The sequence below is a fragment of the Pseudomonas sp. E1MeOHC2 genome (assembly GCF_058745025.1).
The window spans coordinates 497,715-513,914 of record NZ_CP196675.1 but is presented as its reverse complement, the minus strand read 5'-3'; the positions used below and the strand labels follow the sequence as shown (position 1 = coordinate 513,914).

The window sequence follows — 16,200 nt, the reverse complement described above, 5'->3', positions numbered from 1 at the left end:
GACCTTTCCGGACATTGCCGAGCGGCCTTGCGATGCAGACAATGGGCCCTCATCCCCCGTCCGGACCCGGCGCCATGTCGCAGCACATCTTCTTCGCTCACGCCAATGGTTTCCCGTCTGCCACCTACGGCAAGCTGTTTGCCGCGCTGGCGCCGGACTACCAGGTCCGCCACCTGGCCCAGCATGCCCACGACCCGCGCTTCCCGGTGAATGAAAACTGGCAGAACCTGGTCGATGAGCTGCTGCACCATCTGGCCCAGCAGGATGCGCCGGTCTGGGGGGTTGGCCATTCGCTGGGCGGGGTGCTGCACCTGCATGCCGCCTTGCGTTGCCCCGAGTATTACCGCGGGGTGGTCATGCTCGACTCGCCGGTGCTGACCCGCGCCGATCAATGGTTGCTGCGTACCGCCAAGCGTTTTGGCTTCATCGACCGCATCACCCCGGCAGGGCGTACCCTGGGGCGCCGCGAGGCGTTCGCCGACCGCGACAGCGCACGGGACTACTTCGCCCGCAAAAGCTTGTTCCGCCACTTTGATCCCGACTGCCTCGAAGCCTACCTGGAGCATGGCCTGGAGCCTGCGCAGGATGGGCTACGCCTGCGTTTCGACCCGGCTACGGAAATCAGTATCTACCGCAGTATCCCCCACGCCAGCCCCGCGCCTGCCCGGCAGTTGCTGGTGCCCCTGGCGATGATCTGTGGCGAGCGCAGCAATGTGATTCGCCGTCACCACACGTCGGCCGTGCGCGACATGGCCAAGGGTGAGTACCACAGCGTGCCGGGCGGGCACATGTTCCCCCTGGAGCGCCCGACGGACACCGCCAGCCTGATCAAGGGCCTGTTCGACCGCTGGAGCCAGGCATGAGCGCGCACATGGAAGAAATCCGCCTGAGCCTGGGCCATATCGAGCTGGCCGCGCACCTGTTCGGCCCCGAAGACGGGCTGCCGGTGATCGCCCTGCACGGTTGGCTGGACAACGCCAACAGCTTCGCCCGGCTGGCGCCGCGGCTGCAGGGCCTGCGCATCGTCGCCCTGGACCTGGCCGGGCATGGCTACTCGGAACATCGCCCGCCAGGCGCAAGCTATGCCTTGCCCGACTATGCCCACGACGTACTGCGGGTTGCCGAGCAACTGGGCTGGCAGCGGTTTGCCCTGCTTGGCCATTCGCTGGGTGCGATCATTTCGGTGCAACTGGCAGGCGCCTTGCCGGAGCGGGTCAGCCACCTGGCGCTGATCGATGGCGTCATCCCGCCCACGGGCGCCGAGCAGGACGCCGGCGAACGCCTGGGCATGGCGCTGCAGGCGCAGCTACGCCTGGACGGCAAACGCAAGTCCGTCTACCCGGCGCTGGAGGAGGGCGTGCAGGCGCGCATGAAGGGCATGGTCGCGGTCAGCCGTGAAGCGGCCGAGCTGTTGGCCCAGCGCGGGCTGATGCCGGTGCCGGGTGGCTACAGCTGGCGCAGCGACAGCCGCCTGACCCTGCCGTCCCCCGTGCGCTTGAGCCACGCCCAAGCCATGGCCTACGTCAGGCGGGTGAGCTGCCCGGCCTGCCTGGTGGTGGCCGCCGATGGCATGCTGGCGCGCCACACTGAGTTGCTGGAGCAGCTACCCTTTGAGCAAGTGAAGCTGCCAGGTGGTCATCATCTGCACCTGAACGATGAGCAGGGCGCGGCCCTTGTCGCAGACTGTTTCAATCGCTTCTTTGGCTTTGCTTGACTTGCACCGGACAAGTGCCGAGGCTTGGCGGGTTGAACAGGGAGACAACCATGCAAATGCCAGACACGCTGGACCTTAACTTCGGTGCCACGCGCCGACTGGGCTGCCGATGAGCGCGCCCGTTACCCTCCGCACCACGCTCGCCGCCTGCCTCGTGCTCGCCAGCCCCTTGTTGTGGGCCGACAGCCTGCCCGTACCGGTGGATGCCAAGGTGGTCGATCAACGCCCTGCGGTGGAGCAGGAGCGCGTGTACCCCATGGGCCCTCTGCGCAAGATCAGCGGCCGCCTGCGGGTCGAGGACAAGGTCGAAAGCCGTGGCCAGGTGAGTTCGGTCACCTATGAACTGCCCGTTGAACGCTCGGCCCGCGAAGCGTTTACCAGTGCCCGTGAAGCACTGCAGCACGACGGCGGCTACCCGCTGTTCTGGTGCCAGGGCCGTGATTGCGGCGAGGCCAGCCTGTGGGCCAACGACGTGTTCGCCAACGCCCGGCTCAACGGGGGTGATGAGCAACAAGCGTTCATCCTGCTGCGCCGCTCGGCCGAACAGGCCGATACCCTGGTCGCACTGTACAGCGTCACCCGTGGCAACCGCCGTGCCTACCTGCACGTCGAAGAATTCGTTGCCGCCAGCCCGCTTGGCGAACTGCTGCCCACCGCTGCCACGGTGCTGCGCGAAATGCGCGACACCGGCAAACTCGACTACCCTGACCTGAGCACGCCGCAACCCGCCTGGGTGGCCCTGCTTGGGCGCAGCCTGAACCTGGATAGCACCCTGCGGGCCAGCCTCAGTGGTGCTAACGCCGAGGCCTGGCGAGAGGCCTTGGTCACTGCAGGCGTGCGCAGCAGCCGCCTTGAAGTCGGTACGGCCCCCACCGATGGCCTGCACTTGGAACTGATCCGTTGAATGAGCGTCACCATGGCCAATAACGACCGCCTGCTGATCCAGATCGTCCTGCTGGCGTTGCTCGGCGCTGCCCTGTGGGTCATGGCGCCGTTCATCTCGGCGCTGCTGTGGGGGGCCATTCTGGCCTTTGCCAGCTGGCCGTTGATGCGCTTGCTGACGCGCGTGCTGGGCGGCCGCGAAACGCTGGCCGCAAGTTTGCTGACCGCAGCCTGGATCCTCATCGTGGCATTGCCGCTGGTCTGGCTGGGTTTCAACCTGGCCGATCATATCCGTGATGCCACGGCGTTTGTCCGTGACGTGCAGGTGGACGGCCTGCCCGATGCACCGGCCTGGCTGGGCAGCATTCCCCTGGTGGGTGAGCGCATGGTCAATTGGTGGCAATCGCTCGACCAGCAAGGTGCGGCCTTGATCGCTTCGATCAAGCCTTACCTGGGCCAGGTGGGCAACTGGTTGCTCGCACGCAGCGCGCAGATCGGGAGCGGAATGCTCGAACTGAGCCTGAGTCTGGTCTTCGTGTTCTTCTTCTACCGGGACGGCCCGCGTTTGTCGGCGTTCGTGCTGCGCCTGCTGCAGCGCTTGACGGGGGATCGCGCCGATTACTACCTGGAACTGGTGGCCGGCACCGTGCAGCGGGTGGTCAACGGCGTGATCGGCACGGCAGCGGCCCAGGCCCTGCTGGCGCTGATCGGTTTCCTGATAGCCGGGGTACCAGGGGCCATCGTGCTGGGCCTGGTGACCTTCATGCTCAGCCTGATCCCCATGGGCCCGCCGCTGGCGTGGATCCCCGCTACTGCCTGGTTGGCGTGGCAAGGCGAATACGGCATGGCGGTGTTCCTGGGCATCTGGGGTACTTTCGTTATCAGCGGCGTGGACAACGTGCTCAAGCCGTACCTGATCAGCCGTGGCGGCAACTTGCCGCTGGTCATCGTGTTGCTGGGCGTGTTCGGTGGCTTGATCGCCTTTGGTTTCATTGGCCTGTTCATCGGGCCAACCTTGCTGGCGGTGGGCTACAGCCTGCTGCTGGACTGGAGCCGCAACGCCGGGCAGCAGACCCTGTAGGAGCGTATTTTTACGCATTCTTTATGCCCCCGCTTACCCCTTGATCTCGCCCCTTTACGCCCCTTCCTCGGACAATTCCCCCAAAGCGGCCTAAGCCGCACCACGGGGAGCTCCACACATGAACATGCTCGACGGGCTGTCACTGCTGCTGGCAGTGGCATTGGCTATTTACCTGCTGGTGGCGCTGCTGCGCGCCAATCGCAGCTAGGGAGTGGTCATGCACAGTTACGACTTTGCCTTGTTACTGGCGTTTTTCCTCATCGTGCTGCTACCGGCACCTTGGCTCGGGCGGTTCTTCTACAAGGTGATGGAAGGCCAGCGCACTTGGCTGACACCTGTATTGGGCCCGGTAGAACAGGCCAGCTATCGGCTGGCGGGCGTTCGCGCCGACCAGGAGCAGAACTGGAAGCAATACACACTGGCCTTGTTGGCCTTCAACCTGGCCGGGTTCCTGCTGCTGTTTGCCGTGCTGTTGCTGCAGGGCTATCTGCCGCTCAACCCACAGCACCTTCCCGGCCAGGAGTGGTCGCTGGCGTTCAACACCGCCGTAAGCTTCGTCACCAACACCAACTGGCAGGGGTACAGCGGCGAGGCATCGGTCAGCTACCTGAGCCAGATGCTCGGCTTGACCGTGCAGAACTTCGTCAGCGCCGCCACTGGGTTGGCGGTGCTCGTGGCCCTGTGTCGTGGCATTGCCCGCCGCTCGACCACCACCCTGGGCAACTTCTGGGTCGACATGACCCGCGCCACGCTCTATGGGCTGCTGCCCCTGTGCCTGGTGCTGGCGCTGCTGCTGGTCTGGCAGGGCGTGCCACAGACCTTTGCCGACTACGCTCACGCGCTGACCCTGCAAGGCAGTGACCAGACCATCCCGCTCGGCCCTGCGGCCAGCCAGATCGCCATCAAGCAGTTGGGCACCAATGGCGGCGGCTTCTTCGGCGTCAACTCGGCGCACCCGTTCGAAAACCCCACCGCCTGGAGCAACCTGTTCGAGGTGGCGTCGATCATCCTCATCCCGGTGGCGCTGGTGTTCACCTTCGGCCACTACGTGAAGGACCTGCGCCAGAGCCGGGCGATTCTCGCCTGCATGCTGAGCCTGTTCCTCATCGGCGGGGCTACCGCGTTGTGGTCCGAACACCAGCCCAACCCGGCACTGCAGAGCCCCCAGGTTCAGCAGAGCGCCCCCATGGAGGGCAAGGAAAGCCGCTTTGGCACCACCGGCTCGGTGCTGTGGACGGTGACCACCACAGCGGCATCCAACGGCTCGGTCAATGCCATGCACGACAGCCTCAACCCGCTGACCGGCATGGTCGCGATGGTCAACATGATGGTCGGTGAGGTGATCTTCGGCGGCGTTGGCGCGGGGCTCTACGGCATGCTGTTGTTCGTGCTGATCGCCGTGTTCCTGGCCGGCTTGATGATTGGCCGTACGCCGGAATACCTGGGTAAGAAACTGCAGGCGCGTGAGGTGCAACTGCTGGTGGCGACCTTGCTGGTGATGCCGGTTGGCGTGCTGGTGCTGGGCGCCATCGCCGCCAGCCTGCCGGGCCCGGCGGGTGCGGTGAGCAACCCTGGTGCCCATGGCTTCAGCCAACTGCTGTACGCCTACACCTCCGGCACCGCCAACAACGGTTCGGCCTTTGCCGGTTTCGGTGCCAACACGGTGTACCACAACCTGATGATCGGCCTGGCCATGCTGATCGGCCGCTTCGGCTACATCCTGCCGATACTGGCGCTGGCCGGCAGCCTGGCGGCGAAAAAAAGCGCGCCCCAAGGGCTCAACAGCTTCCCCACTCACGGCCCACTGTTCACCGGCCTGTTGCTGGTGACCATTTTGTTGGTGGGTGGCCTGACCTTCCTGCCGACCTTGGCCCTTGGGCCAATCGCCGAATACCTGAGCCTGGGCTTCTGAGGAAACCAACATGAACATGCCCATTCCTGAAGTAAAAGCCCTCCACAGCGCCAAGGACCAGACGCGCTTCGCCGCGCTCTGGCGCCCGGCCCTGGTACAGGCCTTCGTCAAGCTGGACCCGCGGCAGCTCAAGCGCTCGCCGGTGATGCTCGTGGTTGCCCTGACCGCCGTGCTCACCACCATCCTGTGCGTTGCCCCAGGCAGCGGCGTGAGCACCGCTGTTGCAGTGCAGATTGCCCTGTGGCTGTGGTTCACCGTGCTGTTCGCCAACTTTGCCGAAGCCCTGGCCGAAGGCCGTGGCAAGGCCCGCGCCGACAGCCTCAAGGCGGGGAGCCAGGGGCTGACTGCCCAGCGGCGCAACAGCGCTGGCGCATTCGAGACGGTCGTCGCCAGCGAGCTGCGCAAGGGCGATGTGGTCAAGGTGATCGCGGGTGAGTTGATCCCGGGCGATGGTGAAGTGCTCGAAGGCATTGCCGCAGTCAACGAGGCGGCGATCACCGGTGAGTCCGCGCCGGTGATCCGCGAGTCCGGCGGCGACCGGTCGGCGGTGACCGGCAACACGCGGCTGGTGTCCGACTGGCTGCTGATTCGCATCACCAGCAACCCTGGCGAATCGACCCTGGACCGCATGATCGCGCTGGTCGAAGGGGCCAAACGGCAGAAGACGCCCAACGAGATAGCCCTGGATATCCTGCTGATCGGCCTGACCCTGATCTTCCTGGTCGTGGTGGTGACCTTGCAGCCGTTCGCCCACTTCGCCGGCGGTAGCCTGCCGTTGATCTTCCTGGCCGCACTGCTGGTGACGTTGATCCCCACCACCATTGGCGGCCTGCTGTCGGCCATTGGCATTGCCGGCATGGACCGCCTGGTCCGGCTCAATGTCATCGCCCGCTCCGGCCGCGCGGTGGAGGCGGCGGGCGACGTGCACACCCTGATGCTCGACAAAACCGGCACCATCACCTTCGGCAACCGCCGCTGCAGCGCGCTGCATGCGGCACCGGGCATCACGGCCAAGGAACTGGGGGAGGGCGCCCTGTTTGCCTCGCTGGCCGACGACACGGCCGAGGGCAAATCGATTGTCGAGTACCTGCGCCAGTTGCACGACTTCGTCGAACCGTCCGGGGAGCAGCTCGAACCTATTGCCTTCAGCGCCGAGACCCGGTTGTCGGGGGTCGACTTCCAGCAGCGCCGCTACCGCAAGGGCGCTGTCGATGCGGTACTGGCCTTTGTCGGCCTGCAACGGCTCGAAATACCGCCGGCACTGGGCCGCGAGGTCGAGCGTATCGCCCAGAGTGGTGGCACGCCGCTGCTGGTGTGTGTCGACAAGCGCCTGCTTGGGGTGATTCACCTCAAGGATGTGGTCAAGCCCGGTATTCGCGAGCGCTTTGCCGAACTGCGCAAGCTGGGCATCCGCACCGTGATGGTGACCGGGGACAACCCGCTGACTGCCGCAGCCATTGCCGCCGAGGCCGGGGTCGATGATGTGCTGGCCGAGGCCACCCCAGAGAAGAAGCTGGCGCGCATCCGCCAGGAGCAGAATGACGGTCGCCTGGTCGCCATGTGTGGCGATGGCGCCAACGACGCCCCGGCGCTGGCCCAGGCCGACGTGGGCATGGCCATGAACGACGGCACCCAGGCAGCCCGTGAGGCGGCCAACATGGTTGATCTGGACAGCGACCCGACCAAGTTGCTGGACGTGGTCCAGGTGGGCAAGGAACTGCTGGTGACCCGTGGCGCCTTGACCACCTTCTCCATCGCCAACGATGTGGCCAAGTACTTCGCCATCCTGCCGGCGTTGTTCGCCGCCATTTACCCGCAGCTGGGCGTGCTCAACCTGATGCACCTGGCCAGCCCGCAGAGTGCGATCTTGTCGGCGATCGTGTTCAACGCGCTGATCATCATCGTGCTGATCCCGCTGGCGCTGCGCGGTGTACGGGTGCAGGCGGCGAGTGCGGCCCACCTGTTACGGCGCAACCTGCTGATCTACGGCTTGGGCGGGCTCATCGTGCCGTTTGCCGGGATCAAGCTGATCGACCTGCTGCTCAATGCTCTGCACCTGGTCTGAGGAGGCCGCCATGAACACTTATGTACGCCCGGCGCTGAGCCTGGCCTTGCTGATGACGTTGGTCACTGGCGCGTTGTATCCGTTGGCGGTGACCGGCATTGCCCAGGTCGCCTTCCCTGAACAGGCCAATGGCAGCTTGGTGCGTGATGAACGCGGCGAGGTGCGCGGCTCGGCCCTGATCGCTCAGGATTTCCAAGGCGATGGCTGGTTCCATTCGCGGCCTTCGGCAGGGGCTTATGCCACCGTGTCCAGCAGTGCCAGCAATCTGTCGCCGAGCAACCCGGCGCTGGCCGAACGGGTAGGCAGCGATGCTGCGAAGCTGTATCGGGCTGAGCAAGGCCCGGTGCCTCAAGCCTTGCTGACCACCTCCGGCAGTGGCCTGGACCCGCAGTTGCCGCCGGAGGCGGTGGCTTATCAGGTATCGCGTGTGGCAGAGGCTCGCAAGGTGCCCGTTGAGCGCTTGCAAGCCCTGGTGGAAGAGGCCACCCTCCACCCATTGATCGGGCCGCCTGTGGTCAATGTCCTGGCCCTGAACCAGGCCTTGGAGCGTTTGGGGAACTGATAGTGGGGCCGCTTTACGGCCCTTCGCGGGCAAGCCTGCTCCCACAGGGACATGATGAACGTGTGGGAGCGGGCTTGCCCGCGAAGGCCTGCAAAGCAGGCCCAGATTTACCGATCGCCGCACAATCGAAGGATCAAACATGAGTGACGCAGCCCGCGCAGACGCGCTGTTGGCCAACCTGCCGCGAACTGGCCGCGGCAAGCTGAAGGTATTCCTCGGTGCCGCACCAGGGGTGGGCAAGACCTACGCCATGCTGCAGGCCGCCCACACCCAGCAACGCCAGGGCGTGCGGGTACTGGCCGGAGTGGTCGAGACCCACGGCCGCGCCGAGACCGAAGCGCTGCTCGGCGGCCTGCTCCAGCAGCCCCTGCTGCGCAGCGACTATCGCGGTGTCACGCTTGAGGAAATGGACCTGGACGGCCTGCTCAAAGCCGCTCCGGCCCTGGCCCTGGTCGACGAACTGGCCCACACCAATGCCCCCGGCAGCCGCCATGCCAAGCGCTGGCAGGACGTTCAGGAACTGCTGGCCGCCGGCATCGACGTCTACACCACGGTCAACGTCCAGCACCTGGAAAGCCTCAACGACAAGGTCCGCGATATCACCGGCGTACAGGTGCGCGAAACCTTGCCGGACTGGGTGTTGCAAGAAGCCTTCGAACTGGTGCTGATCGACCTGCCGCCCCGTGAATTGCTGGAGCGCCTGCGCGAAGGCAAGGTGTACGTGCCGGAGCAGGCGCGGGCGGCCATCGAGGCTTATTTTTCCCAGACCAACCTCACCGCGTTGCGTGAACTGGCCATGCAGACTGCCGCGGCCCAGGTCGATGCCGACCTGGCCCACGGCTATCGCCAACGTGGCCAAGAGGCTCCGGCCTTGCGTGGGCGCCTGTTGGTCGGGGTCGACGGTGACGACCAGGCCGAACGCCTGGTACGCCATGCCAGCCGGGTGGCCCAGCGCCGTCATTTGCCCTGGAGCCTGGTGCACGTGGACAACGGCCGTTTGCGCGACGAAGTTGCACGTCAGCGCTTGCAGGCCGCGCAGCAGCTGGCTGAACGCCTGGGCGGTGAAGTGGTGCTGTTGCGTGCCGGCGAGGTGGCGCGCACCTTGATTCAGCATGCCGTCGAGCGCCGGGCCAGCCTGGTGCTGGTGGGGCAATCGCGTGATCGCCTGCGCCGGCGTGTGTTGGGTGCCGGGGTTGCGGCGCGGTTGTTGCGCGAAAGCCATGGGCTGGAAATCAACGTGCTCGACCGCGACGTGCAGCCGCAACCGGCACGCGCGGCGGTCAAGCGCGTGTGGGTCTGGCGGCATTATCTGCTGGCCTTGCTGGCCACCGTCATGGCGGCAGGCCTGGCCTGGGCGGTGTCGAGCGTGCTGGCGTTGCCGAACATTTCGTTGGTGTTTCTCGCCGCGGTGTTGCTGGTGGCGGTGCGCAGTAGCCTGGGGCCGGCGCTGGCGTGTGCGGCGTTGTCGTTTCTGACTTACGACTTCCTGTTCATCCCGCCGAACTTCTCCTTCAGCATCCAGCGCGAAGAAGACGTGCTGACCCTGGTGTTCTTCCTGCTCATGGCCGCCCTCACGGGTAACCTGGCGGCCCGTCAGCGCCGCCAGTTGCAGGCCCTGCGCGAAACCCAGGCGCAGACCAGTCAACTGCTCGACCTGTCGCGTCGGTTGACCGTCGCCACCGACCGCCAGGCCGTGTTCAACGCGGCCGGCCAGCACCTCGACGGCTGGCATGACCTGCAAGTGTGCCTGCTCGAACGTGATGGCGAGGGCCTGTTGCGCCTGGCCAGCGGCGAAGCCGATGCGCTGAGCGACAACGAACGCGCCGCTGCCGAATGGGCCTGGCAGCACGGCCAGGCAGCGGGGCATGGCAGCGATACCCTGCCCAATGGCCGCTGGTGGTGGTGGCCCTTGGCGGTGGATGAGCAACCGCTGGCGCTGCTCGGCGTGCGCCCGCGCAGCGGCCAACCGCTGAGCGACCCGCGTCGCCGCCTGCTCACGGCCCTTGGCCAACCGCTGGCCCAGGCCCTGGCCCGCGCTCGGCTGGCCGAACAGCTGGAGGCCGCGCGCCTGCACGGCGAAACCGAGCAACTGCGCAGCGCCTTGCTTGCTTCAGTGTCCCACGACCTGCGCACGCCCCTGACTGCCATGCGCGGCAGTATCGACAGCTTGCTGGCGCTGGGCGAGGCAATACCCGAAGAAGACCGGCGCGAACTGCTCGAAGGTACGCGCAACGAGGCCGAGCGCCTGGACCGCTACATCCAGAACCTGCTCGACATGACCCGCCTGGGCCACGGCGGGCTCAAACTGGCCCGTGACTGGGTAGCCCCGGCGGACATTGTCGGCAGCGCGCTCAACCGCCTGCGGGTGGTACTCGCCCCCCTGCGCGTGCACACCGACGTGCCGGCCGAACTGCCGTTGCTGTTCGTTCATGCGGCGCTGATCGAGCAGGCCCTGGTCAATGTGCTGGAGAACGCTGCACGCTTCTCACCGGCCCACGGCCGGCTGGCGCTGCAGGTGTGGGTGCAGGATGAGCAACTGCGCATCGCTGTCAGCGACCAGGGGCCTGGCATCCCCGTGGCGGAGCGGGAGAAGATCTTCGACATGTTCTACACCGCCGCCCGCGGTGATCGGGGCGGGCAGGGCACCGGCCTGGGCCTGGCGATCTGCCAGGGCATGATCGGTGCCCATGGCGGGCAGATTCTGGTGGGTGAAGGCATCGATGGCCAGGGCACCGGCATCACTCTATGCTTGCCGCTGCCCCCTCAACCTGAAGCCGAAAGCGAAGCCCCATGAGCCAGTCCGCCACCCTCCTGGTCATCGACGACGAACCGCAGATCCGCAAGTTCTTGCGCATCAGCCTGACGTCCCAGGGTTACAAGGTGATCGAGGCCGCCACCGGCAGCGAGGGCCTGGCGCAGGCCGCTCTGGGCAAACCCGACTTGGTGGTGCTCGACCTCGGCTTGCCGGACATGGACGGCCAGCAGGTGCTGCGTGAGTTGCGCGAATGGAGCGCGGTGCCGGTGCTGGTGCTGTCGGTTCGCGCCAGTGAGGTGCAGAAGGTCGATGCGCTGGACGGAGGGGCGAATGACTACGTGACCAAACCGTTTGGCATTCAGGAGTTCCTTGCGCGGGTGCGCGCCCTGTTGCGCCAAGTGCCACAGGCCGGTGGAGGCGAGGTGGCGGCCAGTTTCGGGCCGTTGACCGTGGACTTCGCCTTCCGCCGTGTGACCCTTCAGGGCGTGGAGGTGGCGCTGACCCGCAAGGAATATGCGTTGCTGGCCCAGCTGGCCGGGCACCCGGGCCGGGTGATTACCCAGCAGCAGTTGCTCAAAGACATCTGGGGGCCGACTCATGTGGACGACACCCACTACCTGCGGATCGTGGTCGGGCACCTGCGCCAGAAGCTTGGGGATGACCCCATGGCGCCGCGGTTCATCATTACCGAGGCGGGCGTGGGCTACCGGTTGGTAGCGCCCGCCTGATGATGCAAGTCGCTGTTACCAGCCCAACTGCTTGTGCAAGCCCAAGGCGTCGTAGTAATCCCCTTGGTAGACGATCTTGCCGCCTTTGACCTTCACATAGCTCACGCCATCGAACGACAGCGCTTTATTGGTGGCTGGCGTTTGTGCGTCCCAGGCGCCGGTGTTGGTGCCGCTGAAGGTCCATTGGAAGGCGATGCCGTCCTTGTCCACGATCGGCGTGCCGTTGATCGTCCATTTCAAGTCTGGCACGGCCCCCACGAATACCTTGATCACGTTGTCGCGGGCAGCTTCGCGGCCCTTTTGTGGGGTGCCGACGGTGACGTCGAAGTACTCGGCGTCCTTGGCCAGGTAACTGGCCGCTTTTTCGGCGTCGTGGGCATTCCAGGCTGCCATGTAGGCATCGACGATCTGCCTGGGGCTTTCGGCAGCCTGGGCAAGGCTGGCGAAGGTGAACAGCGACAGCAGGTAGAACGCTCTGATGAAGGGACGCATGTTTGCCTCGCTTGCGGGTGTGCCCGCGGGTTGTCGGCCGGCTGGCCGTTGAGCGTGGTCAGGCCCTTGGCGGCTCCTTTTCGAACAGTTGCCGCATGACTTCCAGATAGCGCCGCGCGCCCAGGCCCAAGGGGCGCGGTTTGACCCAGATGATGTCCACCCACAGCCGTAGCCGGCTGGCCATGTTGTCGAAGCGCACCTCGGCCAATGCACCCGAGGCAATCAGCGGCTCAACCAGCGGCTGCGGCAGGTAGGCCCAACCCAGGCCGGATTGCACCAGATCCAGCGTAGCCAGATAACTGTCGGTCAGCCAGATTCGCCGCGACAGCACCATGCGCGGGTCGGAGCCGGTGGCTTTGCCCGAGGCCACGATGATTTGCCGTTGCTCGGCGAACGCTTCTTCGGGCAGCGGCGTGCCGCTGTTACGCCCAGCGGGGTGGCGGGGCGAAGCGACGGCGACCAGCAGTTGGCTGCCGGCTTCAAGAAACGACTCACGCTCATCGATCCCCGGCCGTTCGAACACCAGCGCCAATTGCACGCTGCCATCGTGCAGCAAGCGAATGGCTTCGGCTTGCGTGGCTGAACGCACTTCGATCTCAAGGCTCGGAAACTCCTGCGCGAGGGTTTCCAGGGGTTGGCTCCAGCGGCCGGTTTGCAGCTCGGGGGCCATGGCGATGATCAGGCGCTTTTCCAGCCCCTTGTGCAGTTGCAGTGCTTGGGCATCCAGCAGGTTAAGCTGGCAGATCACCTGCCTGGCCTGCGGTTCGAGGGCCAAGGCGGCGCTGGTGGGCAAGGCTTTGCGCGTGGCCCGGTCGAACAGGGCCAAGTCCAGCTCCGCTTCCAGCTGGGCAATGGCCATGCTCACGGCCGAAGGCACACGGCCCAGCTTGCGTGCGGCTGCAGAAAACGACCCTGCCTCCAGTACGGCGAGAAAAACCGCAAGTGAGTCGCTGGTAAAGGCCATGGTCAGAATCCCTTCTTTGCAGGCTATAGATCTTCCGAGAGGATACGGTCCACGCTGTCGACGAAGTAGTCCACGCTCGCCCGTGTGGTGCACATCGGCGGCTTGATCTTGAGGATGTTCAGGTAGTCGCCGGTCGGCTGCATGAAGATGCCCAGGTCACGCAAGCGGTCGCACAACTGCAGGGTTTCCTCGGTCGCCGGCTCCAGCGTCTGCCGGTCACGTACCAGCTCAAGCCCCAGGTAGAAGCCAGAGCCATGCGCCGCGCCGGCCAGCGGGTGCTTGTCAACCAGCGCCTGCAAGCGTGCCTTGAAATAGCGCCCGGTGTCGCGGGCATTGTCCCACAGCCCTTCTTCCTGCATCACGTCCAGCACCGCCATGCCGATGCGGCAACTGACCGGGCTGCCCCCCGCCGACGAGAAGAAGTAGCCCTGCGCTTCCAGCGCCTCGGCGATCTCGCGCCGGGTGATCACCACACCCAGCGGCTGGCCATTGCCCATGCCCTTGGCCATGGTGATGATGTCGGGCACCACCCCTTGTTCCTCGAAGCCCCAGAAGTACTCGCCCAGCCGGCCATAACCCACCTGCACCTCGTCGGCGATGCACACGCCGCCCCGGGCGCGCACCTTGGCGTAGGCTGCGTGAAGGTAACCGGCGGGTAGCGAGATGCCCCCCGCGTTGCCGTACACCGGCTCGCAGATGATCCCGGCCAGCTGACGGCCACGGGCATCGAGGTCGGCCAGCTTGGCATCGACGTCACGCAGGTAGCCGGCGGCGCTGTCGGCACCGCGCAAACGCCCACGGAAGGTGTTCGGTGCTTCGACCGGGTGTACCCAGTCTGGGCGGGTCTCCAGGGCCTGCGGGTTGTCGGCGATAGAGGTGGATATGGCGTCGGTGGCCACCGACCAGCCGTGGTAGGCCTCCAGCACGCTAAGCAGGTCGCGCCCGCCGCTGAAGGCCCAGGCCAGGCGGATGGCCAGGTCGTTGGCCTCGGTGCCGCTGTTGACCAGAAACACCCGGTCGAAGCCTTCTGGCGCCAGCTTCAGCAGGCGTTCGGAGAACTCGGCGATGGCCGCGTAATGGAAGCGCGAGTTGGTGTTGAGCAGCGACCACTGGCGCGCTGACTCGGCCACCATGCGTGGATGGCCATGGCCCAGCACGGCCACGTTGTTGAGCATATCCAGGTAGGAGCGGCCCTGCATGTCGATCAGGTAGTTGCGCCAGCCGCGCTCGATATGGGGCGGTTGCGCGTAGTAGTGCTTCTGCGAGCGGGCGAAGCTGGCGTCGCGGCGTGCCAGCAGCGCCTGCGCGTCGGCCAGCGGTTCGGCGTCGCAGTCAAATCCCAGCAGCGCGGCAGGCGACGGGCACAGTGCGAGCCAGGCAGCGGCATGGGACGGGGTGGCGAAGAACGGGGGGCGGATGGCGTTATCCAGGCACAGCTGAACGCTGAGAAAGCCACAGCTGCTGCCCAGGGATTGCCCCTTTGCCATGGCCTGGCCATCTGCCGGGGCATCCTCCAGCCCCTGCAGCCACAACGCCCAGTGTGGTGTACGCAGGCAGCCGCGGCCATCGCCGTGACGCTGCCATGTGCCGGCTTGCGGTGCCTGCACCCTGCAGCCGTCGGGCACATGCAATTCGACCCCCAGCGCGCAGGTGGCAGGCTCTTCGGGGCGGTCGATGTGGGTCTGTGAGAGGCGATACTGGCCATGCAGCGTGCTCGCTGGGCCTGGCTTGGCAGCCAGCAGGCGTTGATCGAAACCTGGCTGTTCCCAGTTGCCCGCTTCGCAGTGCGGGCTGAGTACGCCCAGATCAATGCGTGCAACCGGCTGGCCGGTCAGTTCGGGCAGCAGGGGGGCGCAACTGGCCAGGTCGGGCCTGCCGGGTTGAAGCCCGGCGGCCTGCACAATGGCCGCCTGCATCAGCGCGAAAGGCACGGCGGTAGCTGTGTCGAAGATTTCCCATTCATGGGCGATGTTGTTGCGAATGTACTGGTTGCCTGGGTCTACGGCCAGTTGTTGCTCGCTGCTCAGCACCAGCACTGCGGCGCGGTTGAGCACCAGCGGCCATAGGGCGCGCAGTTCGGCCTCGCTCAGCGGGTTGAGTGCCTGGTAGGCCTGCACCGCCGGCAGAATGCGCAGCGGGTCGCCTTCGGCATGGTGCAACAGCGCCGCGCAGGTCACCGAGAGGTCGGCAATGCGCCAGGTGCGCAGCAGGTCACCGAAGTCGATGACACCCTGCAACTGCCATTGGCGCTCGCCATCGCGGGCCCACACGGCGTTGTCGTCGGTGACGTCCAGGTGCACGGCCTGGCTTGGCAACTGTTCGGCCAGTGGCGCCAGGTGCGCAGCGGCGAGTTGGGTGGCCTGCTCGACACGGGCGCGTTGGCCTGCGTCCTGCAGCACCGGCAGCAGGTGCTGGATCAGCGCTTGCGCATGTTGCGGGTCCCATTGCAGGGTGCGGCTCAAGCCCGGGTGGTCAAAATCGGCTAAGGCCTTGTCCAGCTTCGCGCAGAGCCCGCCCAGTTCGGCCATCAGGTGCGGTGCCATGTGTTTGAGGCGGGTCAGCGGCTGGCCGTCGATGTAGTCGAGCAGGCGCACACGCAGCGGTTGGCCGTCGATGTTCAGTGCCAGCAACGTTTGCCCGTTGTGTGCCGGGCGCACAGCGGGTACCGGCAAGCCCTGTTCACGCAGATAGGCCAGCGCGGCGTGCTGCGCCTCCAGTTCGACCTGGGCATAGCTGCCGTGGCAGGCCTTGAGGACGAAGCGGGCCTGGGGGGTATCCACGCGCACGTTCAGGTCCTGCTGGCTGCCCAGCGATGACAGGCTGCCAGTCAGGCCGTAGTGGGCCTGCAGCAGGGCGTGTGCTTGGGCCTCGCTGAGTGCTGGGCTGGGTAGGGCGCAGCGCTGGATCAGGAGGTCGAGGGGCTTTTGTTGTTGGCTGGGCATTGGGCTCTACCGTTGGCGCTGGGAGTTGACGGTAGAGAATCTATGCCCATTCTGGCTGATGATGGAAGACGATTGTTGTCAGAATTTTTGATGATTGGGTGGG

Annotated in this window: 13 protein-coding genes; 10 read left to right on the top strand and 3 right to left on the bottom strand. The window is 65.9% G+C overall.

Going from position 1 to position 16,200, the window contains the following annotated elements; all coding sequences use genetic code 11:
• Window positions 1–74: 74 nt before the first annotated feature.
• The 10 genes from ACSSU5_RS02230 (at window position 75) to ACSSU5_RS02185 (ending at window position 11,699) form a co-directional block, all read left to right on the top strand.
• The gene (locus ACSSU5_RS02230; RefSeq protein WP_264312340.1) at window positions 75–863 is read left to right on the top strand and encodes an alpha/beta fold hydrolase; all 789 of its coding nucleotides are present in this window, start codon (window positions 75–77) and stop codon (window positions 861–863) included.
• The gene (locus tag ACSSU5_RS02225; protein ID WP_492560503.1) at window positions 860–1,714 is read left to right on the top strand and encodes an alpha/beta hydrolase; all 855 of its coding nucleotides are present in this window, start codon (window positions 860–862) and stop codon (window positions 1,712–1,714) included. Before ACSSU5_RS02230 ends, ACSSU5_RS02225 begins: the two co-directional genes overlap by 4 nt.
• Before the next feature lie 109 nt (window positions 1,715–1,823).
• Window positions 1,824–2,618 (top strand): DUF4892 domain-containing protein, encoded by a 795-nt coding sequence (locus tag ACSSU5_RS02220; protein WP_492560502.1) that lies wholly within the window; start codon window positions 1,824–1,826, stop codon window positions 2,616–2,618.
• Between the two features lie 12 nt (window positions 2,619–2,630).
• Window positions 2,631–3,677: an AI-2E family transporter gene (locus tag ACSSU5_RS02215; protein WP_264312343.1), complete on the top strand. Its 1,047-nt coding sequence runs from the start codon at window positions 2,631–2,633 to the stop codon at window positions 3,675–3,677.
• A 118-nt stretch (window positions 3,678–3,795) separates the two neighbouring features.
• Window positions 3,796–3,885 (top strand): K(+)-transporting ATPase subunit F, encoded by a 90-nt coding sequence (gene kdpF, locus ACSSU5_RS02210; protein ID WP_264312344.1) that lies wholly within the window; start codon window positions 3,796–3,798, stop codon window positions 3,883–3,885.
• Window positions 3,886–3,894: 9 nt separating this feature from the next.
• The gene (kdpA, locus tag ACSSU5_RS02205; protein WP_264312345.1) at window positions 3,895–5,589 is read left to right on the top strand and encodes a potassium-transporting ATPase subunit KdpA; all 1,695 of its coding nucleotides are present in this window, start codon (window positions 3,895–3,897) and stop codon (window positions 5,587–5,589) included.
• Window positions 5,590–5,599: 10 nt separating this feature from the next.
• Window positions 5,600–7,654 (top strand): potassium-transporting ATPase subunit KdpB, encoded by a 2,055-nt coding sequence (gene kdpB, locus ACSSU5_RS02200; protein WP_264312346.1) that lies wholly within the window; start codon window positions 5,600–5,602, stop codon window positions 7,652–7,654.
• Window positions 7,655–7,664: 10 nt separating this feature from the next.
• Entirely contained in the window at window positions 7,665–8,216 is a 552-nt protein-coding gene (gene kdpC / locus ACSSU5_RS02195; RefSeq protein ID WP_264312347.1) for a potassium-transporting ATPase subunit KdpC, read from the top strand.
• A gap of 139 nt (window positions 8,217–8,355) precedes the next feature.
• Complete coding sequence (locus ACSSU5_RS02190) at window positions 8,356–11,010, top strand: DUF4118 domain-containing protein (RefSeq protein ID WP_492560501.1); 2,655 nt, start codon at window positions 8,356–8,358, stop codon at window positions 11,008–11,010.
• Window positions 11,007–11,699 carry a response regulator gene (locus ACSSU5_RS02185; RefSeq protein WP_264312350.1) on the top strand — a complete coding sequence of 231 codons (693 nt, stop codon included), beginning with the start codon at window positions 11,007–11,009 and terminating at the stop codon, window positions 11,697–11,699. Before ACSSU5_RS02190 ends, ACSSU5_RS02185 begins: the two co-directional genes overlap by 4 nt.
• A gap of 15 nt (window positions 11,700–11,714) precedes the next feature.
• Here ACSSU5_RS02185 and ACSSU5_RS02180 read toward each other — a convergent pair whose 3' ends face one another.
• The 3 genes from ACSSU5_RS02180 to ACSSU5_RS02170 are packed head-to-tail and all read right to left on the bottom strand — an operon-like array spanning window position 11,715 to window position 16,097.
• Window positions 11,715–12,191 (bottom strand): ester cyclase, encoded by a 477-nt coding sequence (locus tag ACSSU5_RS02180; protein WP_264312351.1) that lies wholly within the window; start codon window positions 12,189–12,191, stop codon window positions 11,715–11,717.
• 58 nt (window positions 12,192–12,249) lie between these two features.
• On the bottom strand, window positions 12,250–13,155 hold the full coding sequence (locus tag ACSSU5_RS02175) for a LysR family transcriptional regulator (protein ID WP_492560500.1): 906 nt from the start codon (window positions 13,153–13,155) through the stop codon (window positions 12,250–12,252).
• Between the two features lie 23 nt (window positions 13,156–13,178).
• The gene (locus ACSSU5_RS02170; RefSeq protein WP_492560499.1) at window positions 13,179–16,097 is read right to left on the bottom strand and encodes an aminotransferase; all 2,919 of its coding nucleotides are present in this window, start codon (window positions 16,095–16,097) and stop codon (window positions 13,179–13,181) included.
• Window positions 16,098–16,200: the final 103 nt, after the last annotated feature.